Source organism: Xanthomonas translucens pv. undulosa, assembly GCF_017301775.1.
Taxonomy (GTDB): Bacteria; Pseudomonadota; Gammaproteobacteria; order Xanthomonadales; family Xanthomonadaceae; genus Xanthomonas_A; species Xanthomonas_A translucens.
Genome location: NZ_CP063993.1, coordinates 41,006 through 64,735, shown reverse-complemented (window position 1 = coordinate 64,735; position 23,730 = coordinate 41,006). Strand labels below are relative to the sequence as shown.

Here is a 23,730-nt window from a genome sequence, read left to right as displayed (position 1 = left end):
AGGCTCATGGCAGGCGCCGCAGCCGCAATACCAGCGCCACCGGCACCTGCCGCGCGGCAGGATCGAAGTGCGCGCCGGCGGGAATGTCGGCGGGGTCGAGCATCGGTTCGCGCACCGCCTCGATCGCCAGCCCGAGCGCGGCACAGGCCGCATGCCAGTGGCTGTAGAGGTGTTGGGTATGGCGCACCGCGTAGCGCTGGCCGTCCGCCTTGAAATTGCGCTTCCAGCCCAGCGCGTGGCCGATCGGGTGCACATCGCTGCACAGTACGCTACCGCCCGGACGGGTGGCGCGGTGCAGTTCGGCCAGCGCCGGCTGCAACTGCGGCAAATGCCCGACCGCCAGCGCGCAGATGCTCAGGTCGGCCGCGGCAGCGGCCACCGGCAGCGCGTCCAGGCTGCCTTCGCGCAGCGTGTAGCGATTGCCGGCGCCGGCCGCATCGAGCTCGCGCGCGGCGCGGCCAAGCATCTGCGGCGACAGGTCCACGCCGGTGGCGTGCGCGGCGCCGCGTTCCAGCGCATGCAGCAGATAGCGCCCGCTGCCGCAGCCGGCGTCGAGCACGCGCTGGCCGTGCAGCGTGGGCGGCAGTAGCGCCAGCATGGCGCGCTGTTCGGCCTGCATCACCGGGTTGTGCGGGTGCGCCGGATAGCTCGCCGCCCACAGCGCATAGGCCTCGACCGGGTCCAGGATCGGCACGGCGCTCATGCGCGGCGCGCCTGCAGGGCGACGGACGGCTCGGTCGTGCGAAGCGCGTTTGCTTGCAGCTCCAATCCGGGTTCGAGCGCGAGCAGCGCTGGGTCGGCCAGTTCCGCGGCCAGCAGCTTCGGTACGCCGTCCAGCGTCACCGGTACTGCAGCGACGCCAGCGGCCTTGAACCAGTCGGCGAAATCGGGATCGGCGATGCGCGGGCGCCCATCGCGCACCACCGCACGCAGTTCGCTGCGCGCCAGCCCGACCAGGCTATGCGCCGGATCGCCGCCGCGGTCGGCGACGATCAGCAGATCCGCGGCAGTGCCGACCGCGAGACTGCCGCGGCTGGGCAAACGCAGGATGCGTGCCGCGGCGGTGGTCGCCAGTGCCAGCGCCTGCCCGGCGTCCACGCCGTTGGCGGCGGCCACCTGCAGTTCCTTGAGCAGATCGCGCGCGCCGCTCAGGCGCGAATCGCTGCCCAGCGCCAGGCGCCCGCCGGCATACAGCCGGCGCGGGTCCAGCGTGCGTCCCAGCAGCGTCAGATTGCTCGACGGACACCACACCACGGCGGCGCCGCAGGCGAGCACGCGCGCGATGTCGGCCGCGCTCAGGCCGACGCCGTGGATCAGCACGCTGTTGGCCGCCAGGCAGCCGCGCCGCTCCAGTTCGGCCAGTTCGCTGGCGGCGAGCGCATCGGTGCCCTCGGCTAGGTGGATCATCCACGGGCGGTCGGCGGCCGTAGCGGCGAAACTCTGCGCCAGCGGCGGACCGTAGTCGGGGCCGTGCAAGGCGTAGCTCCAGCCGAACTCGCGCAGCAGCGCGACCGGGAAGTCCGCCGCGTCCAGTTCGGCATGCCACGGATCGTGCTGGGCGACGCAGGTGACGCCGGCGAGCAGGTTCTTCAGCGCGCCGTGGCGCAGGCGCAGCGCTTTCGGCACTTGCAGCGCAGCGGCGACCGCGGGATCGCGGAAATGCGCGGCGAACGCTTCGATCCAGGCATAACTGTTGGCGAACGGCGCGGTCTGCGGCAACGGCGGCACCGCATTGACCTGCAGGTGCTCGTGCGCATTGATCAGCCCCGGAAACACCAGGTGTCCGTGCAGCGCGACCCGGTACGCCGCCGCGGCCGGTGCGGCGACGATGCGTGCGCCGCGCAACGCCAATGGCGCGCGCACCGCGCCGGCCGGCGTGGCCAGGCGCGCGCCGTGCAGGCAGATCTCGTCGTTGGCGGAAGGGGTGCGCATCGTTCAGCGCTTTCGCATCACGATCAGGAAGTGATCGCCCATGTCGCGCAGCAGCGGCCAGCCGCCGATGCGATCGTCCAGCCGGCCCAGGCGCTCGCCCCAGCGCGGGTGGCGGCGGTAATGCTCGACCAGGTACGGCGGCGGCAGGCACAGGCTGAGCGCGCGATAGGAGTCCAGGGCGAAATGCGCGGAAAAGGCGCGGTAGAACTCGCGCGGCAGGTAGTACCAGGTCCAGATCGTATGCCCGTTCATGCCCACCGCGGTGACCCCGCGCGCGCCACGCACCGCGGCGCGGCGGAAGCGTCCGCGCAGCGCGTAATGGCCCACTTCCCATGGGCACAGCCGCCCGATCACCGAGAACACCAGGCGTCCGTCGCGGCGCAGCAGGCGCGCGCATTCGGCGGCGACCGCGGGCAGATCCGGCGCGCAGTTCAGCGGGCCGAAGTTGGAATACATGCCATCGAACTCGCCGTCGAGGCGGTCCAGTTGCTGGATGCCGACGTGCGCGGCGCTGAGCCGCCCCTGCAGCGCCGGGTCCTGCGCCCGCTGCCGGGTGCGCGCCACCATCTGCGGCGACCAATCGGTAGCCAGCACGTGGTAGCCGCGCTGGGCGAACTCGTGGGCGTCCAGGCCGGTGCCGCAGCCCAGGTCGATCAGCCGCGCGCCGACCGGCAACTGCGCCGCCACCGTATCCCACAGGGTGGTGCGCATGCGCTGGATCAGTTCGTTGTTGCCGCGCGGGCCGTCGTAATCGGCGGCGACGCTATCGAAGGCGCGCTGGGTTTCCAGCAATCGCGCCGGATCGATCGTCGCCGCGCGCGCAGCGGCGCCGGGCTTGCCATTCGCACTCACATCCACTCTCCACTCGCCTGCCGTCGTCGGGAACTGCCATGGCGGCCGCAAGCGCGGATCGCACGGTACGCCCGTGAGTGCGGGCAGCGGCCGGTTTGGTTGAATCGGCGTGCGCGGCGTCGCCCGTTGTCGCACCTATGCGCCGCTGGCGGCCTGCACAGGCGGTGGCGTGGGTGCGGCCTGCCGGCGCCGCAGCGCGTTGCGGGCGATCGCGGCGAATACGCCCAGGCCGCCGCCCAGCATCAGCGCCACCGCCAGGACCAGCACCGGATTGGGAAACGCGGGGCGCTCGGGCACAGAGGCCGCCCATGGCGCGGAGGTGTCGTAGGTATAGCGTGCGCCGAGCCGGGCGAGTAGGTCGTCGCGCTCGGACTTCAGGCTGCGGATGGTCGCGTTCTTCTCCGACAACAGCATGTTGCCGAGCAATTGCTGCTCGACCCCACCCTTGCGCTCGGCCTGTTGTTGCAGCAAGACTGCGCGCTCGTCCTGGGTCGCGGCGAGTTCGCTGCCGATGTCCTGCAGGCGTTCGCGGGCCTGCTGCATCGGGACGGCCTGGATGCGCCGATGCAGCGCCTGCAGCTGCGCCGTCGTCGCCGCGGCCAGGGCGCGCGCCTGCTGCGCCGACTCGGCCCGCAGGCTCAACGCGATCAGGTTGGCGTAGGGATCCGGGTCCAGTTTCAGGCTGCTGCGGTACAGCGCGGCCTCACCCCCGTCCAACGGCAGGCCCAGGCTGTGCAGCACCTGGTCCTGGAACAGCCGGGTCTTGATCCGCTCGATCACCCGCTGGAATGGCTCCAGCTTGGGATCGCGCCCGGCCGGGGTCGGGCCGAATTCGCCGACCTGCACCCAGGCGGTGGCCTGCCACTGGCGCGTGGCGACATGCAGGAAAGCGAACGCCAGCGCCAGCGCCGCCAGCAGCGGCAGCACGCACCAGGTCCACTCGCGGCGCAGGATCCGCCACAGGTCGATCAGGTAGATTTCGTCGTCTTTCATGGCAAGGCACTTCTCGGAGAAAAAGGTGGCAACGGCGCCTGCCCCGCCCTGCCGGGCGCGGCCGCCAGCGCCGCGTGGCGGTTCGGCAGCAGCGCGCTGCAGGCGTGCAGGAGCAGGCACAGCGCGATGAAGCCGGCGTTGGTCCAGGTGAAGGCCTGTGGCGCGAACGGCGACATCTGGCAGGCGTAGGCGATGCGCAGGAACACCAGCAGGTTGAACAACGACACCGTGCTGCCGAGCAGGCGCACGCTCCACAGCAGCGCCGCGTACAGCGCCAGCATCGCGGCCAGCGCGGCGCCGGCGCCGCCGGCCAGCAGGAACGGGAAGAACTCGGTACCGACGTTGATGTTCGGCGCATCCAGCGGGATGCCGGTGCCGGCGGTGGCGATCGAGCCGCTTAGCGGCACCAGCTGGTTGACCAGGAAACTGGCGTTGACGTAGTCCTTGGCCAGCATCGCGCCGAAGTTGTAAGGGCCGGCGCCGATGTACAGCAGCAGCCACTTGATGCCTTGCGGCGCGGCGCGGTACAGCGCGCCGAACGGCAGCGTCACCGAATCCAGCGAGCCCGAGCGCAGCGTGCCCAGCAGCGAGAACGCCGCGCCGCCGGCGCACAGCAACGCCACGATGGCCTTCCACGGCAGCGGCCGCGCCGGATCGCGGCGCAGCAGCAGGAGCAGCGCGAAGCTGAACAAACCGGCGAAGATGCGGTTGCGATCGATCACCAGCACCGGGAACACGAAGCCGGCAAGGATCATCGCGTTGCGCAGCGCCTTGCCGCGCACGCACAGCAACGCGATCGGCGGCAATATCCAGCACATGTTGGACAGGTGCCGCACGTGCGCATGCAGCGGGGTCAGGTCGGCATACGCGGAAGGATTGGTGAACAGCGGGATCGGGAACAGCGCCAGGTCCAGCACGCAGAACACGCCGACCAGCGCTGCCAGGCACAGCGCGACGAAGGCCTCGCGGGTGCCGGCATAGCGGCGCGCGCGAAACGCGGCCAGCGACGGCAGGCGGATGCCGTGCAGCGCATCCAGCACCAGTGTCGTGGCGGCCGCTGCGGCCAGCAAGGCGATGCCGGCGGCATAGCCGGGCGGCAGATCGAATGTGAGTAGGGTCAGCGCGCAACTGAACAGCAGCGGCAGGCCGAAATAGCTCGACGGCAGGCGCAACAAACGTTTCATGCGCGCTCCGCCAGCGGCGCCGCTGCGCCCGGCCGCAGGCGTGCCAGCAACGACAGCCAGGCATGCGCCAGCAGGTGCCCGCCCAGCGCCGCCGGCTGGCGCCGCAGGAACGCGATCTTGGCCGCGATGTAATGCGCCTGCGCATGCAGCAGCGTGCGGCATGGAGGATCGAACAACGCCGCGCGGCGCAGCGCCACCTGCCGCGACTCGGTCAGATTGGCCAGGCGGCTGGGCAGGTGCCGGGTGCGGCTGGCGTTGGCGCCGTGCAGCCGGTACGCGCAGACGCCGACGTCGATGAAGCCCAGCGCATCGCGCGCGACCAGGCGCAGGAAGAAGTCCCAGTCCTCGATATGCAGCTCCTCGTCCCAGGCCACGCGCGCCTGCAGCGCGCTGCGTCGCACCAGCGCCACCGCCCCGCTCACCGCCCAGTACCGGATCACCGCGCGGCGGATGCCGGCGTCGCTCAGGTACAGGCGTTTGTCCACGCCATGCAGGTCGCGCATGCTGCTCTGGTGCAGCAGGCGCCCGTCCGCATCGACCACCACCGCATCGCCGATCACCGCGGTCTTGCCCGGCGATGCGCGCAGATAGGCGACCTGCGCGGCCAGACCGCCCGGCAGCAGATAGTCGTCGCTGGCGCCCAGGCGCAGGAACTCGCCGCTGGCCATCGCCACCAGATGGTTCAGCGTGGCGGCGATGCCGCGGTTCTCGCGCGGCCAGAACCGCACCGGGATGCGCTGCCCGTGCAGCGCGATCCACTCGGCGATGCGCGCGGCGGTGGCGTCGCTGGAGCCGTCGTCGACGATCACCAGTTCCTTGTTCGGGTACGGATCCTCCAGCACGCTGTCCAGGCAGCGCTGCACGAAGCGTTCGTGGTTGTACGCCGGCACCAGCACCGACACCAGCGGCGCATCGTGATCCACTCCAAGCTCGTCCATCAGCGCAAGCCTCCCAGATAGCGCCGCACCACCACGACGTTGAACGCCAGGTACAGCGCATAGTTGACCGCGAATGCATACGCCGCCCCGATCAGGCCCATGCGTGCGGTGAACAGATACACCAGCCCCAGATAGCTGGCGGCGAATACGCATTCGGAGATCACGAACAGCCGGGTCATCGCCTTGGCCAGCATCAGGTAGGACAGCACGAACGCGGCGATCTTGATCACGTCGCCGACCAGCTGCGGTGCGTACAGCGGTGCGGCGGCAGCGAAGTCGGCGGCGAACAGCAAGCGCGTGAGCCAGTCGCGGCACAGGTAGATCGCCGTGGCCAAGGCGATCACCGCCGGCAACACGTAGCGGTAGGCGGTGCGCAATTCCAGCAACAGCCCGGCGCGATCGCGCAGCGCCGCCAGCTTGGGCAGGTAATAGACGTTGATCGCGGTGGTGAAGAACAGCAGATAGGCCTCGGACACTTTGCTCACCGCCTGCCAGTAGCCGACCTGCTGCCAGCCGAAGGTCGCGGCCAGATGGTCGCGCACGCCGATGTTGACCAGCAGCGGCAGCAGCGCCGAGGTCAGCGTCATCACGGAGAACGCGGCCAGGCGCCGGGTCATTTCCGCATCGAAGCGGATGCGCAGCATGTCGCGGCGGAAGTACGGGCTGCGCCGCAGCGCCGGCAGGCCGGCGCACAGCCACAGCACCTGCCCGGCGACCAGCGCCAGCAGCGCGCCGTACAGCTGCAGCCAGCGCGACAGCCACAGCACCACCAGCACGCTGAGCACCGAGCCGGCAACCTGGATGAAGGCCAGCCGGCGCACGTCCATGAAACCGTTGACCACGGCCAGGATGTAGTTGACCAGGGCGATGCCGAGCTGGGCCACGGCCAGCACGCAGATCAGGCTCTGGTAGTGCGGATCGCCGAGCAGGCGCTGCGCGATCTGGCGGCTGAACAGCAGCGCGACCACGCCCATCACGCAGGCCGCGCAGCACGCATAGCCCAACGCCGCACCGAGCAGTCGCGCCAGTTTCTGCGCATCGTCGCGGTACTCGGCCACATACTTCACGATGCCCGCGCCGATGCCGCCGCCGGCCAGCACCGCCAACAGCGACATCAGGCTGGTGAACTGGCCGAGCCGGGCCACGCCGGCCGGTCCCGCGTAGACCGCGACCAGCTTGAGCACCAGCAGCGCGGCCAGCAGCTTGGCCGCGGTGGCCACACCGCTGTACAGGCCGCTGCGCAGCACGTTCATGCCGTGCTGGCCTCGAACGCCAGGCAGGCGTCGATCACCCGCTGCACCGCGGCCGCATCCAGGGTCGGCCCGATCGGCAGGCTCAGCACCTCGCGGTGCAACTGCTCGCATAGCGGCAGGTTGCGGCCGCTCAGCGCGGCATAGGCCGGCTGCCGGTGCGGCGCGACCGGATAGTGCACCAGGCAATGGATGCCGCTGGCCAGCAGATGGCGCTGCAGCGCGTCGCGCCTGGCGCAGCGCAGCACGAACAGATGCCAGGCGTGGGCCGCCTCGTCGGCCACCTGCGGCAGCTGCAGCTGCGGATGCACAATGGCTGCGCGGTAGCGCCGCGCCACATCGCGGCGCAGGGCGATGTCGGCATCCAGGTGGTTCAGCTTGACCCGCAGCAGCGCCGCCTGCATTTCGTCCAGGCGCGAGTTCACGCCCTGCACCAGGTGCCGGTACTTGATGTCCGACCCGTAGTTGCGCAGCATCCGGACCTGCGCGGCCAGCGCGGCATCGTCGGTGGTCACCGCGCCGCCGTCGCCGAGCGCGCCCAGGTTCTTGCCGGGGAAGAAACTGAAACCGGCGGCGTCGCCGAAACTTCCGGCATGGCGCCCGTGCAGGCGCGCGCCGTGCGCCTGCGCCGCGTCCTCGATCAGCAGCAGGCGATGCTGCCGCGCCAGGGTTCGCAGCGCGGCCATGTCCGCCAGCTGGCCATACAGGTGCACCGCCATGATCGCCCGCGTGCGCGGGCCGATCGCGCGCTCCACGCTGGCCGGATCCAGGTTGAAGCTGAGCGGGTCCGGCTCCACCGGCACCGGCAGCAGCCGGTTCTGGCTGATCGCCAGGAAGCTGGCGATGAAGGTGTTGCCCGGCACGATCACCTCGTCGCCGTCGCGCAGCCGGCCCAGTTCGCGGTAGCCGCGCAGGATCAGGCTCAGCGCGTCCATGCCGTTGCCCACGCCGATCGCATGTTCGGTGCCGCAATAGCCGGCGAACGCGCGCTCAAACGCGTCGAGCTCCTCGCCCAGCACGTACCAGCCCGAGTCGATGACCCGTGCCGCCGCGGCCTTCAGTGCGTCGGCATAGCGGGCGTTGAGCGCGCGCAGGTCCAGGAACGGCACGCTCATCGCAGATCCCAGGCGTAGAAATCGTGGACCACGCCGCGCGCGCCGAAGCGCTCTTTCTGCGTGACCAGGCCGTCGTTGAGCACCTGGCCTTGCTGCTCGGTGGAGATGCCCAGGCTGAAGTACTCGCGCTGCGCGTAACGGTCTTCGATCAGCTCGGCCAGCAGCAGGCTCAGCGCGTCCACGCGCCGGCCCTGCTCGGAGCAGGCCAGATACTGGGTATGCACCACGCGGCCGAAGTCGTACAGCAGCGTGCCGGCCAGCAGCGTGTCGCCGTCGCGCACGTCGTACAGCAGCAGCTGTTCCGGAAAGCGCCCGCACAACAGGCGCAGTTCCTGCAGGCTGTGGGTGGGCGTGGCGCCATGGCGCTGCAGCACCTCGCTCAGCAGCGCATGGAACGGGGCCGGATCGTCGCTGCGCTGCACGCGCAGGCCGGCCTTGCGCGCCTTGCCGATCGAGCGCCGCCGTTCGGCGGCGAAGTGCAGCGGCGCGCGCAAGGCGATGGCCGAGGACAGGTCGCGGCGCTGCAAGCGCGCGCCGAGCCGCTGCAACGCGTACAGATCCTCGTCCGCGGGCGAGGCATGAAACAGGTGCGGTACCGCCTTGTACAACAACTCGTGCACACCGCGGGCGCGGTAGTGCGCAGCGATCTGCTCGAACACGTCCAGCGTCGCCGCCGCGCGCAGGCCATGCGCGGACAGCAGCCCGGCATAGCTCAGCCCGGCATGGCTGACCACGCGCGTGCCCTCGATATTGGCAGGGAATACCGCCAACAGCGCACCGCCGCGTTCGACCAGCAACGAGGCGTCGACGAAGCGCTCGGCGTGGTAGTCCATGTAGCCGCGCCGGTGCAGCAGGTTGCCGTTGCGGGATTCGGCGATCAAGGCGTCCCAGGCCGGCGCATAGGCCGCGGTATAGGGCCTAACCGAATACATCGCCGCTCCCCTCGCCTGCGCCCTGCGCAAGCGGCGCCACCGCCACGCCGAAGCCGTCGCGGCCCATGTCGTTGCCGTTGTAGAACATCAGCACGCGGTCGCGGTGCCGGATCAGCGCTGGATAGCACAGCGTGCGCGCGTCCCAGCCGCCAGGCGAAAGCGCCAGGCCGAAGGCGGCGTCGCAACGCTGCCAGTGGCGGCCGTCGGCGCTGCGCGCCACGCCGGGGAAATACGCCCCATCGACATTGCCGCGGGTGAAGTACATCAGGTAGACACCTTCGTGGCGGTACACGCGCGGGCGGCCGATGCGGTATTCGCTGCCCTGCGGCTGCAGGCACAGCGTGTCCTGGCGAGGGATCGCCTGCAGGTCGTCGGTCTCGGCGTAGCGGATGTGGTAGCGCGGGAACGGCGTGCCGTCGATGTGCTCCCAGTCGTCGCCGACCGCGTACCACAGCCGCCAGCGGCCGTCCTCGTAGCGTGCAGAATGCACCGCGGCGATGGTGCTGCGCCCGGGCGCTCGGTCCAGCAGCGGCGTGTCCTGGCGACGCTGGAACGATTCGCCGCCGTCGTTGGACACCGCCAGTCCGGTGAAGGCCAGGAACTTGGCCTTGGCCACGCGCTGGAAGCCGACATAGAACATGTACAGCCCATCCGGCGCGGCGACCACGTCGCCGAGGATCATGCCGTTGTCGTCGAAGCAGCCGTCGCGGCCGATGTCCAGCACCGGCGTGGCGCTGACCCGCACCACCCGGGTCGGATCGTCGCCGCGCACGTCGACGTAGCCGATGCGGCTGATTCCGGCGTCGTCGCGGAAGCCGGCATAGACGCGGATCAGTTCGGCATCCAGGCGATACGGGGTCGGGGTCAACGCCGAATGCCGCATCCAGCCGCCGACGCCGTCGCGTGCGGTGGCGAACGCCAGGCCGCGTTTGCTCCAGTCGAACATGGCGTCAGAGCGTCACGTCGAAGCTGGACTTGCCCGGCACCGCGCGCGCCGGCGAACCGACGTAGACCCGGCCCGGCTCGGTGTCGCGGGTGACCAGCGCGCCGGCGCCGATCACGTTGTCCGCGGCGACCTTGATCCCGTCGCTGAAGGTGGCATTGACCCCGATGAAGCTGCTCTGGCCGATCTCGCAATAGCCGGAAATCACCGCATGCGAAGCCACGAACACGTGGTCGTGGATCACCGTGCGGTGGCCGATGTGGTTGCCGCTCCACAGGATGCAGTTGTCGCCGATGCGGGTGAACGGCTGCACCACATTGCCTTCGAACACGAAGCAGTTCTCGCCCAGCTGCGCATTGCGCCAGACGAAGGCGCGCGAACTGACGTAGCTGGCCAGGCGATAGCCGCGGCGCTTGGCGTCGAGGAAGAACCGCGTGCGCAGGCGGTTGAGGCCGCTGGCCGGAATCGCCACGAACGCTTCGACCTCGCCCGGCGGGTACAGCCGCTCCAGGTCTTCGTACGCCACCACCGGCCGTTCGGCCAGCGTCGGCGCGGCGATGTAGGCGCGCTCGGCGCTGAAGGCCAGCACCTCATAGTCGCTGTCATGGCTGAAGTACTCGCAGGCGATCTGCGCCAGTTCGCCCGCACCGATGATGACCAGCGGTTTCGCCATGGCCCTACGCCTCCTGCCTGCGTTCGCCTGCGGCTTCGCGCAGGAACTCGTCGTAGTCGAGGATGTAGTCGGCCGGATCGTAGGCCTGGTCGGCCAGCACCATCAGCACGCAGTCGGCGCTGAAGTCGTACAGATCGCGCCACACCATGCTGCCGAGCAGCAGACCCTGGCAGGGATCGTCCAGCACCACCTGCACGGGTCCGCTGCCGTCGTCGAGCAGGAACGACACAGAGCCATGCAGGGCCACCGCCAACTGGTTGAGATGGCGGTGCGCGTGCTGCCCGCGGTGCACGCCATGCTTGGTGGCGAACAGGTAGTACACGCGCCGGATGTCGAAGGGCACGTCGCGTTGCTGTTCCAGAGCCACCAGCAGACCGCGCTCGTCGCCGTGCGTGCGCAACTGGATTCGTTCGATTGCCATGAATGTGTCCGACACGGACTCCGACGCGGAGGTACCAGGCTGAGTGCCGCCGGCCGGCGCAAAGGTTGCGCCCTGCCACAGCCGGGCCGATGCGAACGCCGCCGCCAGGCCGACGCAACCTTTTGCCGCGCGTCAGGCACCCATCTGCGACCACCACTGCGCCAGCGGCTGCGCTGCCCTCGGGTGGCACAGCGCGACGCCACGCACGGCAACGCGCATTCCATCGACACGACCTGGACAGGACACTCCACCATGACTTCACCCACGCAGGCCGACGCCGGCACCCCGCTCTCCACAGGGCTAGCGCATTCGCCGCGCCCATCCGCAAGCGCAGGCTTGCCGCGGCCAATGGTGGTCCTGCACTGGCTCACCGTGCTGTGCCTGGTGCTGGCGGCGAGCCTGATCCTGCTGCGCGAAGAGGTCGAGGGCCGCGCCGTACGCCAATGGTTGCTGGAGGGACACCGGCATTTCGGCCTGTTCGTGCTCGGCCTGTTCTTCCTGCGCGTGGCGCTGCGCCTGCGCCTGGGCAAACGCCACGATGCCGATGCCGCCTCGCCGCTGCTGCGCGCGCTCGCCGGGCTCACCCATGTGGTCATGTACGCGCTGCTGCTGACCCTGCCGGTGCTGGGCTGGGCGCTGAGCCAGTCCATGGGCAAGCCGGTGCATCTGTTCGCCATCACCCTTCCCGAGCTGGTCGCCCCCGATCCGGATCTGGCCGACACGCTCGGCGCCTGGCACGTGGATGCCGCCTGGGCGCTGCTCGGGCTGATCCTGCTGCATATCGGTGCCGCGCTGTGGCACCACTTCGTACGCCGCGACGACACGCTGCGGCGAATGCTGCGCTTCCGCCGCGGCTGAGCCGCGTCTTACGCCCTTCCCTCGTCCGCCGCCGCGCCGACCCGCTCAAGGACCACCCGCATGCAGACCATACCGTCTTCTCCTTCCTTCTTCCGCGCCGCCAGGCTGCGTGGCGCCGAGCAGGCCCTGCTGTGGTCCACGCTGGGCTCACTGTTGCTGCTGGTCAGCCCGCGCGCCGCGGCGGTGCCGGCGTTCGCGCGGCAGACCGGCTCCTCCTGCGCGGACTGCCACATCGGCGCCTACGGCCCGGCGCTGACCCCGTACGGCATGCGCTTCAAGCTCAACGGCTATACCGACAGCGACGGCAACGGGACCAAGATCCCGGCCTCTGCGCAGCTCACCGGCACCCGCAGCGTGCCGGTGCGCGGCAAGACCAACAACCAGCTCAGCGAGGCCGACCTGTACCTGGCCGGTCGGGTCAGCGACAACATCGGCGGCTACATCAAGGTCTCCAGCAGCAACAACGGCAAGGACAAGTTCACCACCAAGCTGGACAACGTGGACCTGCGCTTCGTCGCCAAGACCTTCAAGCTCGGCGGCAAGGACGCGCTGCTCGGGGTCAGCGTCAACAACAATCCCGGCAGCCAGGATCCGATCGGCATGCTGCCCAACGCCTCCGGCCTGGGTCCGGCCTCGGCCTACGCCAGCTCCACCACCTTGCTCAACCAGTCCTCGCTGTCCAACCGGGTGATCGGCACCAGCGTCTATGGCGTGTACGACCGTAACTGGTACGGCGAGATCGGCACTTACAACGCGTTGCCGGTCTCCACCCAGGACGACCTCGGCTACGCGGTCGGCGGCGACCCGGGCAAGCTCAGCGACACCGGCTACCTGCGCCTGAGCTACATGAAGGACCTGAAGAAGCAGTTCTTCTCCGCCGGCGTGGTCGCCCTGACCACCCAGCGCCAGCTGCCGCGCAGCAGCGGCCCGCGCGACGACTTCACCAACCTGGGCTACGACCTGAACTACCAGTTCCTGGGCACCCGCGAGCATATCCTCAAACTCGGCTATCTCAACATCTACGAACGCCGCCGCTACGGCAGCGCGCTGATCGACCCGGCCGATCCCAGCGTGGCCGGACTGCGCCGCGGCAGCATCCGCGACCAGTCGATCAACCTCAACTACACCTATAAGCAGAGCTACAGCCTGTTACTGGCGCACTTCATCAATACCGGCTCGGACGACGCGTTCCGCTACCGCCCGTACGGCGCGCCGGACACCACCAGCAACCTGATCAGCGCCTCCTGGGCGCCGTTCGGCAAGGACGATTCCTTCACCTCGATCGCCAACCTGCGCCTGTCCGCCAGCTGGTTCCGTTTCAGCAAGTTCAACGGCAGCACCGGCAACGTGTTCGGCGCCCTGCCGGTGACCCGGCCGCACGACCTGAACCAGTTCTCGCTGGCGCTGAGCCTCGCCTTTTGAGCACCTCTTTCCCCCACGCACGGATCGTCATGAAACCAGCCAACCGATTTCCCCTGTGGTGCACCATGATGGCCAGCCTGCTGCCGCTGGGCGCCGCGCTCGCGCCCGCTGCACATGCCGGCGGCGGCCTGCCCGGCGCCGGCGTGTTCGCCAGCGAATGCGCCGAATGCCACAGCGCGGCGCCAGGCAAGAACAAGAAAGGTCCGACCCTGTTCGGCGTGGTCGGGCGCAGCGCGGGCAGCGTGCCGGACTACCGCTACTCGGACGCGATGAAGAAGACCCAGTGGACCTGGAGCGACGACAAGCTGCGCAGCTACCTGTCGCAGCCGGCGTCCAAGGGCATTCCCGGCGCCAACATGAAATACGACGGGCTCGACGACAGCAAGCAGCTGGAGGAGCTGATCGCCTATCTGCATTCCCTGCATTGACGTGCGCGGCAGTGAAGGCGACACCCGATCGCGCCCTCTTCGAAACTGAACCGGGTGTCCACAAGCCGGCGCGCGGCACGGCGCAGCCGGGCGGCAATGCCGATAATACCGACCCGCCGCGGGGAGCGCGCGGTCCGGCATTGCCGCCGCACGGCCCCGAGCGTTCCCCGCGATGCGACCCGCGACCATCGAGCGACCGTGCACAACCGCCCTTCCGCCGCCCCGCTTCCTGTCTGCGCGCGCCATGCCTGCAGCCGCTGCCCACGGCCGCGTCGGCCGCCGGCGTCCTGCGTGCGCCGGCTGATCGGCATGGCCGCGCCTGGTCTCGCGCCAGCTGCAGCGCGCACGCTGTCCTCGCGTCCGCCGTCCGGGTGCGCGTCTGCGCTGCACGGCGCGCTGGCGCTGGCGGCGGCATTGTGCCTGCCGGGTACGGCGCTGGCCGCCAAGGTCGGCGGCGCGGTCGGGATCAGTACGCAATTGGTCGATCGCGGCATCGCCGTGACCTCCGATACCCCGTCGCTGCAGCTCGCCGGCTACTGGCTGCCGGCGCCGGGCTGGTCACTGAGCGCTTCCGCCAGTTCGGCGCTGAACGCGCCAGGCCACCAACTGCTGACCACGCTTGAACTGTCGCGCAGCTGGACCCTGTCCGACAGCTGGCAGATGCAGGCCGGGGTGGTGCGCTACAGCTATCCCGGCAACCGCATCAACCGCCTGTTGAACCGCAACGAGGCCAGCATCGGCTGGTCGTACCGCGACCGGCTGAGCGTCTCGGTGGGCGCGTTCGCGCTGCCCGACAGCTATCCCGGCCGCTGGTACGGCGCGGGCGACCTCACCGTGCACCAGCCGTTGCTGGCGCAGCTGTCGCTGTCGGCCGGGATCGGCATCAGCCAGGCGCCAGCGGTCCTTTACGGCGTAGACGACTACGCCAACCACTACAGCTATGGCCACGCCGGGCTGATGTGGAATGCCGGCGCCTGGAGCGTGGAGATCGACCGCGTATTCAGCGACGCGCACAGCGTCTACACCAGGCGTCGCAACGGTATTTGGCCGTGGGTGGCGACGGTGTCGCGCGCGTTCTGATCCGCACGCAACCTTTCCGTGCCGACCCGGCACATACCGGTGCCCGTTGCCAAGCCTGCCCTTCATGACCGACACCGATCCACTAGGCGATGCCACCGACCGCATGCTGCTCCGGCGCATGGCCGGCGGCGACCGCGACGCGCTGGCGGCCCTGTACCGCAACTACCACGGGCGCCTGTGCCGGTTCCTGTCGCGGCTGACCCGGCGCCCGGACATCATCGAGGAGGCGATCAACGACTGCTTCTGGATCGCCTGGCAGAAAGCCGGCGATTTCCGTGGCGACTCGCAGGTCTCGACCTGGATCATGGGCATCGCCTACCGCTGCGGGCTCAAGGCGATCCGCCACCACAGCGACGAGGCGATCGATGACGGGGTGAACGCCGAAGACCACTTCGCCGCGACCGACCCGGACGAGGACCGCGAGCTGCGCGACTGGCTGGGCAAGGGCCTGGAGCGGCTGTCGGCCGACCAGCGCCTGGTGGTCGAGCTGGTCTACGGCCTGGGCCACAAACTCGAAGAAGTCGCGGCGATCATGCAGTGTCCGGTGGGCACCATCAAGGCGCGGTTGTTCCATGCGCGGGTCAAGCTGCGCAACGTGCTGCCGGGATTGGCTGGCGGCGCTTCCCCTCTGACGGAGAGCGTGTCATGAAGACAGGCTGCAACGAGCCGGGCAACGAATGCTCGCACGCCTGGGAACTGATGCCGTGGGTGCTGCAGACCAGCACCACGGAAGAACAACACGAGTGGCTGATCGCGCATCTGGCCAAGTGCGCCTCCTGCAGCGCCGAGTTCGCGCAGCAGAGCCGGTTGCGCATGGCGATGTCGCTGCCCAGCGACGTGCCGGTGGATGCCGAGGCCGGGCTGCAGCGCCTGCTCGGCCGCCTCGACGCACCCGAGCCGCAGCGCCTGCCGGCGCGCGTGCGCGCCAGCTGGACCACACGCGCCCTGGTCGCCGCGGCGCTGGTGCAGGCGGTCGGGCTGGGCGTGCTCGGGGTCAGGCTGTCCGCCAGCGACCAAGGCAGCAGCTACCGCACCCTCAGCGAGACCGCGCAGCCGCTGGCGGCGGACGCGATCCGCGTGGTGCCGGACGCGCGCATGACCCTGGGCGACTGGGACGCAGTGCTGCACAAGCTGCACTTGCGCGTGGTCGCCGGCCCCAATGGCGCCGGCGCCTACACCGTGGTGCCGGTCCAGGCCGGCGCGCCGGCACAGCCGCAGCGCAGCGTGCAACAGCTGCGCGCGACGCCGGGCATCCGCCTGGCGGAGCCGATTTCCGCGCCATGAGCCTGCGTCGCACCTGCCTGTTCGTCGCCTGCCTGGCGCTTGGCGCCTGCGCCCATGGCGGGCGCAACGCCACCGACGCGCCCGCCGCTGCCGCAGCGGCGCCAGCGAAGACCCCGACCCTGGACGCCTCGCCGACCTTGGACAGCCAGCGCCAGATCGTGCTCGCGGTGGCCAACCCGATGGCCGCGCCGGGCCGGCACGCCGGCTCCAACCTGATCGGCTATGCCTCGTCCAAGTATTACGGCGCCGGCACCCAGGCGGCGGAAACGCTGGACGCGCTGACCCAACGCTACGGCCTGCGCCAGGTGACCGGCTGGCCGATCAAGCCCCTCGGCGTGTACTGCGTGGTGCTGGAGCCGGCGCCGGGCGTGCAGCGCGACGCGCTGCTCGCCGAACTGGCCAAGGACGAACGCGTCACCCTGTCACAGCCGCTGCAGGAGTTCGCCACCTACGCCGACGCCGCGCCACTGGCCCAGCCCGCGCAAGCGCTGCACTACAACGATCCCTACGTTGACATGCAACGCGGCTTCGCCGCGACCAATGCCGCCAGCGCGCAGGTGCTGAGCCAGGGCCAGGGCGTGGGCGTGGCCATCGTCGATACCGGCGTGGACACCGCCCACCCGGACCTGCAGGGCCGGCTGCGCGAGGTGCGCGATCTGGTCGGGGCCGACCCCAACGCGTTCAATCGCGATCACCACGGCACCGAAGTGGCCGGGATCATCGCCGCCGGCAGCAACAACCATCTCGGCATCGTCGGCATGGCGCCCAAGGCCATGCTCGACGTGTACAAGGCCTGCTGGTACCCGCAGCGCGCCGGCGCCGGCGCCGGCTGCAACTCCTTCACCCTGGCCAAGGCACTGGTCGCGATCGGCGATACGCGCACGCGCATCATCAACCTGAGCCTGGGCGGCCCGGCCGATCCGCTGCTGCGCAAGCTGCTCGAGCAGTTGTTGCGGCAAGGCCGCATCGTGGTCGCGGCGATGCCGCCGGACGGCCGCCTGGACGGCTTTCCCGATGCCACCCCGGGGGTGATCGTGGTGCGCAGCAGCAGCGCGACGCCGTCGCCGCCGGGCGTGCTCAGCGCGCCGGGCGAGGACATCCTCACCACCCAACCCAACGGCGCTTACGATTTCACCTCCGGCTCGTCGATGGCCACCGCGCACGTCAGCGGCGTGGTCGCGCTGTTGCTGGCGCTGGCGCCGCAGCTGGATACGCGCAGCGTGCATGAACTGCTGCTGCGGACCAGCCGGCAACGCGACGGACTGCTGCAGGTCGATGCCGCCGCTGCGGTGCAGGCCCTGCCCCGCACCGCTGCCACGGCACGCTGAGCGTGGCGGCCATGGCCAAATGGATTCCGCAATGGCTGCACCGGCTGTCCTCGCCGCCGACCTTCTACCGCGTCGCCGGCGCGATCCGGCCGTGGGCGCTGGGCACGGCACTGCTGCTCGGCGCGGTCGCCTTCTACGGCGGCCTGGTACTGGCGCCGCCGGACTACCAGCAGCACGACGCCTACCGGATCATCTTCATCCACGTGCCCAGCGCCTGGATGAGCCTGTTCATCTATGCCGCGATGGGCGCGGCCGGCTTCGTCGCCCTGATCTGGCGGCTGAAACTGGCGGAAGTGGCGTGCATGGCCTCCGCCTCGATCGGCGCCGCGTTCACCTTCATCACCCTGTGCACCGGCTCGCTGTGGGGCAAGCCGATGTGGGGCACCTGGTGGACCTGGGACGCGCGGCTGACCTCGGAACTGGTACTGCTTTTCCTGTACCTGGGCGTGATCGGCCTGTACCGCGCGATCGAGGATCCGCGCCAGGGCGCGCGTGCCGCCGCACTGCTGGCGCTGGTCGGGCTGATCAACCTGCCGATCGTGCACTTCTCCGTGGTCTGGTGGAACACCTTGCACCAGGGCTCCACGGTGCGCGTGCTGGGGCCGTCGAAGATGCCGCTGGCGATGCTGTGGCCGCTGCTGACCGCGGTGCTGGCGAGCAAGTGCTACTACCTGGCCAGCCTGCTCGGGCGCATGCGCGCCGACCTGCTGGCGTTGGAGCGCGGCAAGGGCTGGGTGCGTGCGCTGGCGCTGGCCGCACCCGCGCCGGCAGCAGCACCGGCGGCGCCGTCCATGCCGGCGGAGCGCGCGGCATGAGCGGGTTCTGGGCGATGGGCGGCTACGCCGGCTACGTGTGGAGCGCCTACGCGCTGTTCCTGCTGGTGCTGCTGCTGGACACGCTGCTGCCGCGCTGGCGGCAGCGGCGCCTGCTCGCCGAAACGCGCGCGCAGCTGCTGCGCGAACAGGCGCGTCGCCAACGCGGCGCCGCGTCGCTGGCCTCAGGTCTCGACCATGAATCCCACCCGTAAGCGCCGCCTGCTGCTGGTGCTGCTGGTGCTGGGCGCGGCCGCGCTCGCCACCGGCCTGTTCGTGCTGGCCCTGCAGCACAACATCAGCTACCTGTTCACGCCGAGCCAGGTGCAGGCCGGCCAGGCCGACGGCTACCGCGTGTTCCGGCTCGGAGGCATGGTCAAGGCCGGCTCGATCCGGCGCAGCGCCGATTCGTTGCGGGTGGACTTCACCGTGATCGACACCTCCGGCGCCACCGCGGTCGCCTATACCGGAATCCTGCCCGACCTGTTCCGCGACAACCAGGCGGTGATCGCCACAGGTTCGCTGCATGGCGCCGGTTTCGTGGCCACCGAGGTGCTGGCCAAGCACGACGAGACCTACATGCCGCAGGAACTGAAGGACGCGATGGCGCAGGCCCACGCGGGTCGCACCGCAGCGGCGGTTTCCGCGTCGGCCCCCACGCCCGCAACGCCATGAAGCCGATGCCGCCCTGCCGCGCCGCATCGCATTGCACGCGCTCGGCCACCCTGCCGCGATGACCGCCGAACTGGCCCAACTCGCGCTGATCCTGGCCTTGCTGCTGGCGCTGGCGCAGGGCGTGCTGCCGCTGCTCGGCGCCTGGCGCGGCGATCGCGCGCTGATGGCGGTGGCGCGGCCGGCCGCCTGGGCGCAGGCGCTGTTCGCCTGGCTGGCCTTCGCCCTGCTCGCCTATGCGCTGCTGCGCCTGGATTTTTCGGTGCGCTACGTGGCCGCCAACGCCAACCTGGCGCAACCCTGGTACTACCGGCTGGCCGCGGTGTGGGGCGCGCACGAAGGCTCGCTGCTGCTGTGGATCGCCATTCTCAATCTATGGACGGTGCTGCTGGCGCGCAGCAGCCGGCACCTGCCGCAGGCGTTCGCCGCGCGCGTGCTCGGCGTGCTCGGCCTGATCGCCGCCGGCTTCCTGGCGTTCGTGCTGTTCACCTCCAACCCGTTCGCGCGGCTGTCGCCGATGCCGCTGGACGGCAGCGAACTCAACCCGGTGCTGCAGGATCCGGGCATGGTGTTCCATCCGCCGGTGCTCTACACCGGCTACGTCGGCTTCTCGGTCGCCTTCGCCTTCGCCATCGCCGCCTTGCTCGGCGGCGAACAGCAGCAGGCCTGGGTGCGCTGGGCGCGGCCGTGGACAAACGTCGCCTGGGGCTTCCTCACCGCCGGCATCGTTGCCGGCAGCTGGTGGGCCTATGCCGAACTGGGCTGGGGCGGCTGGTGGTTCTGGGATCCGGTGGAGAACGCCAGCTTCATGCCGTGGCTGGTCGGCGCGGCGCTGATCCACACCCAGGCGGTCACCGAGAAACGCGGCGCGCTGGGCGCCTGGACCCTGCTGCTGTCGATCCTCGCCTTCTCGCTGTCGTTGCTTGGCACCTTCCTGGTGCGCTCGGGCGTGCTGACCTCGGTGCACGCCTTTGCCGCCGACCCGCGCCGCGGCCTGTACATCCTTGGCTTCCTGATCGTGGCGGTCGGCGGCGCGCTGCTGCTGTACGCGCTGCGCGCGCCGCGGCTGGCCGCCGGCAAGCCGTTCAGCGCCTTGTCGCGGGAAACCGCGATCCTGGTCGGTAATCTGATGCTGACCGTGGCCGCGGCGATGGTGCTGCTGGGCACGCTGTTCCCGTTGCTCGGCGATGCGCTGAAGCTGGGCAAGGTCTCGGTCGGCCCGCCCTACTTCGGCCTGCTGTTCCCGCTACTGATGCTGCCGGTGGTGCTGCTGCTGCCGTTCGGTCCCTACCTGCGCTGGGGCCGGACCGAAGCGGGCGCGCTGCAGGCGGTGGCGGTACGCGCCGTGCTGGCCGCACTGGCCTGCGCGCTGGTCGCCTTCGTGCTGAGCGACGGCTCGGCACGCGCGGTGGCCGGCGTCGCCGCCGCCACCTGGATCGGTGTCGGCACCGCCTTGTACGCGTACAAACGCCTGCGCGAAGCGCCGCGCGGGCGCCGCTTCCCCGCGGAGCTGGCCGGCATGCTGCTGGCGCATGCCGGGGTGGCGGTCTTCGTGGCTGGCGTGCTGCTGTCGGACAGCCTGTCGATCGAGCGCGACGTGCGCCTGGCGCCGGGGCAAAGCGAACAGATCGGCGGCTACGCGTTCCGCTTCGACGGCGTGCGCATGATCGACGGCCCCAACTGGAAGGCCGAACAAGGCACGCTGACGGTGAGCCGCGACGGTGCGGCGGTGGCGCTGCTGCATCCGCAGAAGCGCCTGTATTCCAGCGAGCGGATCCAGACCGAGGCGGCGATCGATGCCGGCGTCACCCGCGATCTGTACGTCGCGCTGGGCGAGCCGATGGACGACCAGCACATCGAGAACGCCTGGACCCTGCGCCTGTACTACAAACCCTTCATCCGCTGGATCTGGCTGGGCGGCCTGCTGATGATGCTCGGCGGCTTCGTCAGCGCCTGTGCGCGGCGCTTGCGTGCGCCGCACACGGGCGAGCACGGCGCCGAACCTGGCGCAGCCGTCGCCACGCGCGCAGCGGCGGCATCGCCATGAGCCGGCTGCTGCCGCTGCTCGGTTTCCTGCTGCTGGCCGCGCTGTTCGGCTTCGGCATCTACTGGAGCCGCGTGCACGATCCGCGCGAGGTGCCCTCGCCGCTGATCGGCAAGCCAGCGCCGGCGTTCTCGCTGCCGCGCCTGGACGATCCGGCGCAACACGCCGGCAGCGCCGAATTGCGCGGCCGCCCCTACCTGCTGAACGTGTTCGGCAGCTGGTGCCTGGCCTGCGGCGAAGAACACCCGGTGCTGCTGGCGCACGCCAACGACCTCGGTGTCGCGCTGATCGGCTACGCCTATAAGGACGACCCGCGCGACGCACGCGCCTGGCTCGCACAGCGCGGCAATCCGTATGCGCTGGTGGTGGTCGATGAGGACGGACAGCGCGCGCTCGACTTCGGCGTCTACGGCGCCCCGGAAACCTTCCTGATCGATGCCCACGGCGTGATCCGCTACAAGCACGTCGGCGTGCTGACCCCCGCGGTGATCGCCGGCGAACTGCGCCCGGCGATCGCCGCGCTGGACGGAGCGCGGCGATGAACGGGCCTTGTGCGCGCACGCGGCGCGGCTGGCCATGGAGCAAGCCGTGGCTGTCGTTGCTGGCCTTGCTGCTGCTCGCCCACGTGTTGCCGGCGGCGGCGCAGGCTGTAGATCCGCTGCCGTTCCAGGATCAGCAGCAGGAACTGCGCTTCCAGCGCCTGACCGCGCAATTGCGCTGCCTTGTCTGCCAGAACGAGAACCTGGCCGACTCCAACGCCACCCTGGCGCGTGACCTGCGCCACCAGGTGTTCGCGCAGTTGCAGGCCGGCCGCAGCGACGCGCAGATCAAGCAGTACATGGTCGATCGCTATTCGCAGTTCGTGCTCTACGACCCGCCGCTGGCGCCCGGCACCTGGCTGCTGTGGTTCGGCCCGCTGCTGTTCCTGCTCGGTGGCGCGGCCATGGTGGTGGCCACGCTGCGGCGCCGGGCCGCGGCGGCGCAAGTCCCTGCGCAACAGGAGCCGGAAGAACTATGGTGACGGCCGGCTTCTGCATTACCGCCACGCTGATGGTGGCCATCGCATTGAGCGCCTTGCTGTGGCCGCTGCTACGCCGGCAGCTGGGCGCACGCAGGTGGCGGCTGACCACCGCGGCGCTGCTGGCGGCGACGCTGCCACTGGCGAGTACCGGCCTGTATCTGCTGGTCGGCGACCCCGCCGCGCTCGGCGGCGTCCCCGTGCAGGCCACGTCGGGACCGGCACCAGACCCCACGCCAGCGGCACTGCAGCAATGGATGGACAAGGCGCTGGCCGCCACGCAGGCGAAACGTCCTGCCGAGGCGCGCGACGCCTACGCGCAGGCGCTGCGGATCGATCCGGACAACGGCGAGGCGCTGCTCGGCTGGGTCGAGGCGGACATGGCACAGCAACCCGATTTCGCCGTCGGCGCGACCGCGCACGGCATGCTTGAGCGCGTGCTCGCACAGCAGGCGGACAACCAGCGCGCCCTGTGGATGCTCGGCATCGGCGAATTCCAGCGGCAGCATTACGCTGACGCCGCAGCGCACTGGCGGCACCTGCGCAGCCTGCTACCCGAAACGTCCCCGCTACGCGAAGCGGTAGCGCAGAAGATCGCCGCCGCCGAAGCGATGGCCGCTGCGCCTGATGCGGCGCCCGCCGCGGCGCGCTGAAGCGCGACTGCTTGCGCGACCTGTCGAACGATCTCGGCCTCCAACTCGTCGACTCTCGGGGCTTCCTCTCTGCCTGCGCTGGAGAGCAGCCGGATTCTTGCCCTGAGGCGAAAGGAATCCGCGCCAACGCTGCTGCCCGCCAGCGGGCGTCGTACCGCCGAATAGATGCCGCCCGCGCGACCCTTCATCGTTCAACGAGGGTGCGAACCGCACTGTGGAGCATCCTATGCCGGTTTCACCGACCAGACCGAACAACTGCGTCTATCCGATCAGGCAGACGGCAAGCAAGCTCAGCGTCTGCAGCCTCGCGCTGACCGCGTTGATCGCGACCTGCCTCTGGCCGCGCAACGGGACGGCGAAGGTCGCGATGACGCCGGGCATCACCGGGCACCTGCTGGTCCCCGTCTTCGTCAACGGCAAGGGACCCTACAACTTCATGCTCAACACCAGCGCCGACACCAGCGCGGTCTATGCCTGGTTCGCGTCGCAACAGCAGCTGCCCTCCGGCAAGACCGCGACCATCAGCGGCGCGACCAGTGATATAGAGGAAACGACGACGAGGGTGGAGTCACTCTCGCTCGACGGCAGAGCGCTCCACCATCTCGACGTGGACACCATTCCCGACCGGACCGACGGCGTGAAGATCGCAGGAATCGTCGGCGCCGATCTGCTGATGGAGCGCCTGACGGTGATGGACACGGGGTGCGAGACCGTCTCGCTGCTGCCGCGCAGCATCAATGCGGCAGCGATCGCCGGACGCAGCACGACTCTGATCAAGGCCGGTTCGATCAGAAACGGCAAGCAGATGAGTTGATCCCCTCGCCGCGTGCTTCGTGTGGGATGTGCGCGAGAGGCAATTCGCACAGGCAGAGCACAGCATGCACCTTGCGCAGCTCAT

Annotated in this window: 27 protein-coding genes; 15 read left to right on the top strand and 12 right to left on the bottom strand. The window is 70.0% G+C overall.

Annotated elements, in window-relative coordinates; all coding sequences use genetic code 11:
* Nucleotides 1–4 precede the first annotated feature (4 nt).
* From ISN38_RS00300 to ISN38_RS00245, 12 genes are all read right to left on the bottom strand, one after another.
* The gene (locus ISN38_RS00300; RefSeq protein WP_058363198.1) at nucleotides 5–703 is read right to left on the bottom strand and encodes a class I SAM-dependent methyltransferase; all 699 of its coding nucleotides are present in this window, start codon (nucleotides 701–703) and stop codon (nucleotides 5–7) included.
* On the bottom strand, nucleotides 700–1,932 hold the full coding sequence (locus tag ISN38_RS00295; protein ID WP_206711990.1) for an amidohydrolase family protein: 1,233 nt from the start codon (nucleotides 1,930–1,932) through the stop codon (nucleotides 700–702). Before ISN38_RS00295 ends, ISN38_RS00300 begins: the two co-directional genes overlap by 4 nt.
* Before the next feature lie 3 nt (nucleotides 1,933–1,935).
* On the bottom strand, nucleotides 1,936–2,784 hold the full coding sequence (locus ISN38_RS00290; RefSeq protein WP_004425741.1) for a class I SAM-dependent methyltransferase: 849 nt from the start codon (nucleotides 2,782–2,784) through the stop codon (nucleotides 1,936–1,938).
* A gap of 135 nt (nucleotides 2,785–2,919) precedes the next feature.
* Complete coding sequence (locus tag ISN38_RS00285) at nucleotides 2,920–3,777, bottom strand: Wzz/FepE/Etk N-terminal domain-containing protein (RefSeq protein WP_004425740.1); 858 nt, start codon at nucleotides 3,775–3,777, stop codon at nucleotides 2,920–2,922.
* A complete protein-coding gene (locus tag ISN38_RS00280) occupies nucleotides 3,774–4,961 on the bottom strand; it encodes a hypothetical protein (RefSeq protein ID WP_058358893.1) in 1,188 nt (395 codons plus the stop codon). Before ISN38_RS00280 ends, ISN38_RS00285 begins: the two co-directional genes overlap by 4 nt.
* Complete coding sequence (locus ISN38_RS00275; protein ID WP_047324933.1) at nucleotides 4,958–5,899, bottom strand: glycosyltransferase; 942 nt, start codon at nucleotides 5,897–5,899, stop codon at nucleotides 4,958–4,960. The genes ISN38_RS00280 and ISN38_RS00275 overlap by 4 nt, the downstream gene beginning before the upstream one ends.
* Nucleotides 5,899–7,152, bottom strand: a complete 1,254-nt coding sequence (locus ISN38_RS00270) for an O-antigen translocase (RefSeq protein WP_206710062.1) — start codon at nucleotides 7,150–7,152, stop codon at nucleotides 5,899–5,901. The genes ISN38_RS00275 and ISN38_RS00270 overlap by 1 nt, the downstream gene beginning before the upstream one ends.
* Complete coding sequence (locus tag ISN38_RS00265) at nucleotides 7,149–8,264, bottom strand: DegT/DnrJ/EryC1/StrS family aminotransferase (protein ID WP_004425732.1); 1,116 nt, start codon at nucleotides 8,262–8,264, stop codon at nucleotides 7,149–7,151. The genes ISN38_RS00270 and ISN38_RS00265 overlap by 4 nt, the downstream gene beginning before the upstream one ends.
* A complete protein-coding gene (locus ISN38_RS00260) occupies nucleotides 8,261–9,196 on the bottom strand; it encodes a GNAT family N-acetyltransferase (RefSeq protein ID WP_004425730.1) in 936 nt (311 codons plus the stop codon). Before ISN38_RS00260 ends, ISN38_RS00265 begins: the two co-directional genes overlap by 4 nt.
* The gene (locus tag ISN38_RS00255; protein WP_004425729.1) at nucleotides 9,183–10,142 is read right to left on the bottom strand and encodes a glycoside hydrolase family protein; all 960 of its coding nucleotides are present in this window, start codon (nucleotides 10,140–10,142) and stop codon (nucleotides 9,183–9,185) included. Before ISN38_RS00255 ends, ISN38_RS00260 begins: the two co-directional genes overlap by 14 nt.
* 4 nt (nucleotides 10,143–10,146) lie before the next feature.
* A complete protein-coding gene (locus ISN38_RS00250; protein WP_004425727.1) occupies nucleotides 10,147–10,812 on the bottom strand; it encodes an acetyltransferase in 666 nt (221 codons plus the stop codon).
* 4 nt (nucleotides 10,813–10,816) lie between these two features.
* Nucleotides 10,817–11,233 (bottom strand): sugar 3,4-ketoisomerase, encoded by a 417-nt coding sequence (locus ISN38_RS00245; protein WP_004425725.1) that lies wholly within the window; start codon nucleotides 11,231–11,233, stop codon nucleotides 10,817–10,819.
* Between the two features lie 348 nt (nucleotides 11,234–11,581).
* Here ISN38_RS00245 and ISN38_RS00240 point away from each other — a divergent pair, with 348 nt between their 5' ends.
* From ISN38_RS00240 to ISN38_RS00170, 15 genes are all read left to right on the top strand, one after another.
* Nucleotides 11,582–12,091, top strand: a complete 510-nt coding sequence (locus ISN38_RS00240; RefSeq protein ID WP_004425723.1) for a cytochrome b — start codon at nucleotides 11,582–11,584, stop codon at nucleotides 12,089–12,091.
* Between the two features lie 60 nt (nucleotides 12,092–12,151).
* Entirely contained in the window at nucleotides 12,152–13,513 is a 1,362-nt protein-coding gene (locus tag ISN38_RS00235) for a cytochrome C (RefSeq protein WP_206711989.1), read from the top strand.
* Between the two features lie 29 nt (nucleotides 13,514–13,542).
* Nucleotides 13,543–13,941 (top strand): c-type cytochrome, encoded by a 399-nt coding sequence (locus ISN38_RS00230; protein WP_047324934.1) that lies wholly within the window; start codon nucleotides 13,543–13,545, stop codon nucleotides 13,939–13,941.
* Nucleotides 13,942–14,232: 291 nt separating this feature from the next.
* Nucleotides 14,233–15,021 (top strand): TorF family putative porin, encoded by a 789-nt coding sequence (locus ISN38_RS00225; RefSeq protein ID WP_004425717.1) that lies wholly within the window; start codon nucleotides 14,233–14,235, stop codon nucleotides 15,019–15,021.
* A gap of 64 nt (nucleotides 15,022–15,085) precedes the next feature.
* Nucleotides 15,086–15,670 (top strand): RNA polymerase sigma factor, encoded by a 585-nt coding sequence (locus tag ISN38_RS00220; RefSeq protein ID WP_003474879.1) that lies wholly within the window; start codon nucleotides 15,086–15,088, stop codon nucleotides 15,668–15,670.
* A complete protein-coding gene (locus ISN38_RS00215; protein WP_004425713.1) occupies nucleotides 15,667–16,305 on the top strand; it encodes an anti-sigma factor in 639 nt (212 codons plus the stop codon). The genes ISN38_RS00220 and ISN38_RS00215 overlap by 4 nt, the downstream gene beginning before the upstream one ends.
* Complete coding sequence (locus tag ISN38_RS00210) at nucleotides 16,302–17,633, top strand: S8 family serine peptidase (protein ID WP_206711988.1); 1,332 nt, start codon at nucleotides 16,302–16,304, stop codon at nucleotides 17,631–17,633. Before ISN38_RS00215 ends, ISN38_RS00210 begins: the two co-directional genes overlap by 4 nt.
* Nucleotides 17,634–17,644: 11 nt before the next feature.
* On the top strand, nucleotides 17,645–18,448 hold the full coding sequence (locus tag ISN38_RS00205) for a heme ABC transporter permease (protein ID WP_206711987.1): 804 nt from the start codon (nucleotides 17,645–17,647) through the stop codon (nucleotides 18,446–18,448).
* On the top strand, nucleotides 18,445–18,660 hold the full coding sequence (gene ccmD, locus ISN38_RS00200) for a heme exporter protein CcmD (protein WP_004425707.1): 216 nt from the start codon (nucleotides 18,445–18,447) through the stop codon (nucleotides 18,658–18,660). Before ISN38_RS00205 ends, ccmD begins: the two co-directional genes overlap by 4 nt.
* Nucleotides 18,644–19,120: a cytochrome c maturation protein CcmE gene (ccmE, locus tag ISN38_RS00195; RefSeq protein WP_003474889.1), complete on the top strand. Its 477-nt coding sequence runs from the start codon at nucleotides 18,644–18,646 to the stop codon at nucleotides 19,118–19,120. Before ccmD ends, ccmE begins: the two co-directional genes overlap by 17 nt.
* Nucleotides 19,121–19,178: 58 nt before the next feature.
* On the top strand, nucleotides 19,179–21,164 hold the full coding sequence (locus tag ISN38_RS00190; protein ID WP_047324938.1) for a heme lyase CcmF/NrfE family subunit: 1,986 nt from the start codon (nucleotides 19,179–19,181) through the stop codon (nucleotides 21,162–21,164).
* Nucleotides 21,161–21,703, top strand: coding sequence for a DsbE family thiol:disulfide interchange protein (locus ISN38_RS00185; protein WP_004427191.1), 543 nt, complete (start codon nucleotides 21,161–21,163; stop codon nucleotides 21,701–21,703). Before ISN38_RS00190 ends, ISN38_RS00185 begins: the two co-directional genes overlap by 4 nt.
* Complete coding sequence (locus ISN38_RS00180) at nucleotides 21,700–22,182, top strand: cytochrome c-type biogenesis protein (protein WP_004425700.1); 483 nt, start codon at nucleotides 21,700–21,702, stop codon at nucleotides 22,180–22,182. Before ISN38_RS00185 ends, ISN38_RS00180 begins: the two co-directional genes overlap by 4 nt.
* Entirely contained in the window at nucleotides 22,176–22,832 is a 657-nt protein-coding gene (locus tag ISN38_RS00175; protein ID WP_004425698.1) for a tetratricopeptide repeat protein, read from the top strand. Before ISN38_RS00180 ends, ISN38_RS00175 begins: the two co-directional genes overlap by 7 nt.
* 226 nt (nucleotides 22,833–23,058) lie before the next feature.
* Nucleotides 23,059–23,646, top strand: coding sequence for an aspartyl protease family protein (locus ISN38_RS00170; RefSeq protein ID WP_038236944.1), 588 nt, complete (start codon nucleotides 23,059–23,061; stop codon nucleotides 23,644–23,646).
* Nucleotides 23,647–23,730 lie beyond the last annotated feature (84 nt).

Excerpts from the sequence above, each read along its gene's own strand:
- ISN38_RS00220 (WP_003474879.1), top strand. The coding sequence starts at position 15,086 with ATGACCGACACCGATCCACTAGGCGATGCCACCGACCGCATGCTGCTC.
- ISN38_RS00270 (WP_206710062.1), bottom strand. The coding sequence starts at position 7,152 with ATGAACGTGCTGCGCAGCGGCCTGTACAGCGGTGTGGCCACCGCGGCC.
- ISN38_RS00285 (WP_004425740.1), bottom strand. The coding sequence starts at position 3,777 with ATGAAAGACGACGAAATCTACCTGATCGACCTGTGGCGGATCCTGCGC.
- ISN38_RS00175 (WP_004425698.1), top strand. The coding sequence starts at position 22,176 with ATGGTGACGGCCGGCTTCTGCATTACCGCCACGCTGATGGTGGCCATC.
- ISN38_RS00275 (WP_047324933.1), bottom strand. The coding sequence starts at position 5,899 with ATGGACGAGCTTGGAGTGGATCACGATGCGCCGCTGGTGTCGGTGCTG.
- ISN38_RS00190 (WP_047324938.1), top strand. The coding sequence starts at position 19,179 with ATGACCGCCGAACTGGCCCAACTCGCGCTGATCCTGGCCTTGCTGCTG.
- ISN38_RS00265 (WP_004425732.1), bottom strand. The coding sequence starts at position 8,264 with ATGAGCGTGCCGTTCCTGGACCTGCGCGCGCTCAACGCCCGCTATGCC.
- ISN38_RS00260 (WP_004425730.1), bottom strand. The coding sequence starts at position 9,196 with ATGTATTCGGTTAGGCCCTATACCGCGGCCTATGCGCCGGCCTGGGAC.
- ISN38_RS00235 (WP_206711989.1), top strand. The coding sequence starts at position 12,152 with ATGCAGACCATACCGTCTTCTCCTTCCTTCTTCCGCGCCGCCAGGCTG.
- ISN38_RS00205 (WP_206711987.1), top strand. The coding sequence starts at position 17,645 with ATGGCCAAATGGATTCCGCAATGGCTGCACCGGCTGTCCTCGCCGCCG.
- ccmD (WP_004425707.1), top strand. The coding sequence starts at position 18,445 with ATGAGCGGGTTCTGGGCGATGGGCGGCTACGCCGGCTACGTGTGGAGC.
- ISN38_RS00185 (WP_004427191.1), top strand. The coding sequence starts at position 21,161 with ATGAGCCGGCTGCTGCCGCTGCTCGGTTTCCTGCTGCTGGCCGCGCTG.
- ISN38_RS00280 (WP_058358893.1), bottom strand. The coding sequence starts at position 4,961 with ATGAAACGTTTGTTGCGCCTGCCGTCGAGCTATTTCGGCCTGCCGCTG.
- ISN38_RS00300 (WP_058363198.1), bottom strand. The coding sequence starts at position 703 with ATGAGCGCCGTGCCGATCCTGGACCCGGTCGAGGCCTATGCGCTGTGG.
- ISN38_RS00215 (WP_004425713.1), top strand. The coding sequence starts at position 15,667 with ATGAAGACAGGCTGCAACGAGCCGGGCAACGAATGCTCGCACGCCTGG.
- ISN38_RS00295 (WP_206711990.1), bottom strand. The coding sequence starts at position 1,932 with ATGCGCACCCCTTCCGCCAACGACGAGATCTGCCTGCACGGCGCGCGC.
- ISN38_RS00240 (WP_004425723.1), top strand. The coding sequence starts at position 11,582 with ATGGTGGTCCTGCACTGGCTCACCGTGCTGTGCCTGGTGCTGGCGGCG.
- ISN38_RS00245 (WP_004425725.1), bottom strand. The coding sequence starts at position 11,233 with ATGGCAATCGAACGAATCCAGTTGCGCACGCACGGCGACGAGCGCGGT.
- ISN38_RS00170 (WP_038236944.1), top strand. The coding sequence starts at position 23,059 with ATGCCGGTTTCACCGACCAGACCGAACAACTGCGTCTATCCGATCAGG.
- ISN38_RS00255 (WP_004425729.1), bottom strand. The coding sequence starts at position 10,142 with ATGTTCGACTGGAGCAAACGCGGCCTGGCGTTCGCCACCGCACGCGAC.
- ISN38_RS00210 (WP_206711988.1), top strand. The coding sequence starts at position 16,302 with ATGAGCCTGCGTCGCACCTGCCTGTTCGTCGCCTGCCTGGCGCTTGGC.
- ccmE (WP_003474889.1), top strand. The coding sequence starts at position 18,644 with ATGAATCCCACCCGTAAGCGCCGCCTGCTGCTGGTGCTGCTGGTGCTG.
- ISN38_RS00180 (WP_004425700.1), top strand. The coding sequence starts at position 21,700 with ATGAACGGGCCTTGTGCGCGCACGCGGCGCGGCTGGCCATGGAGCAAG.
- ISN38_RS00250 (WP_004425727.1), bottom strand. The coding sequence starts at position 10,812 with ATGGCGAAACCGCTGGTCATCATCGGTGCGGGCGAACTGGCGCAGATC.
- ISN38_RS00230 (WP_047324934.1), top strand. The coding sequence starts at position 13,543 with ATGAAACCAGCCAACCGATTTCCCCTGTGGTGCACCATGATGGCCAGC.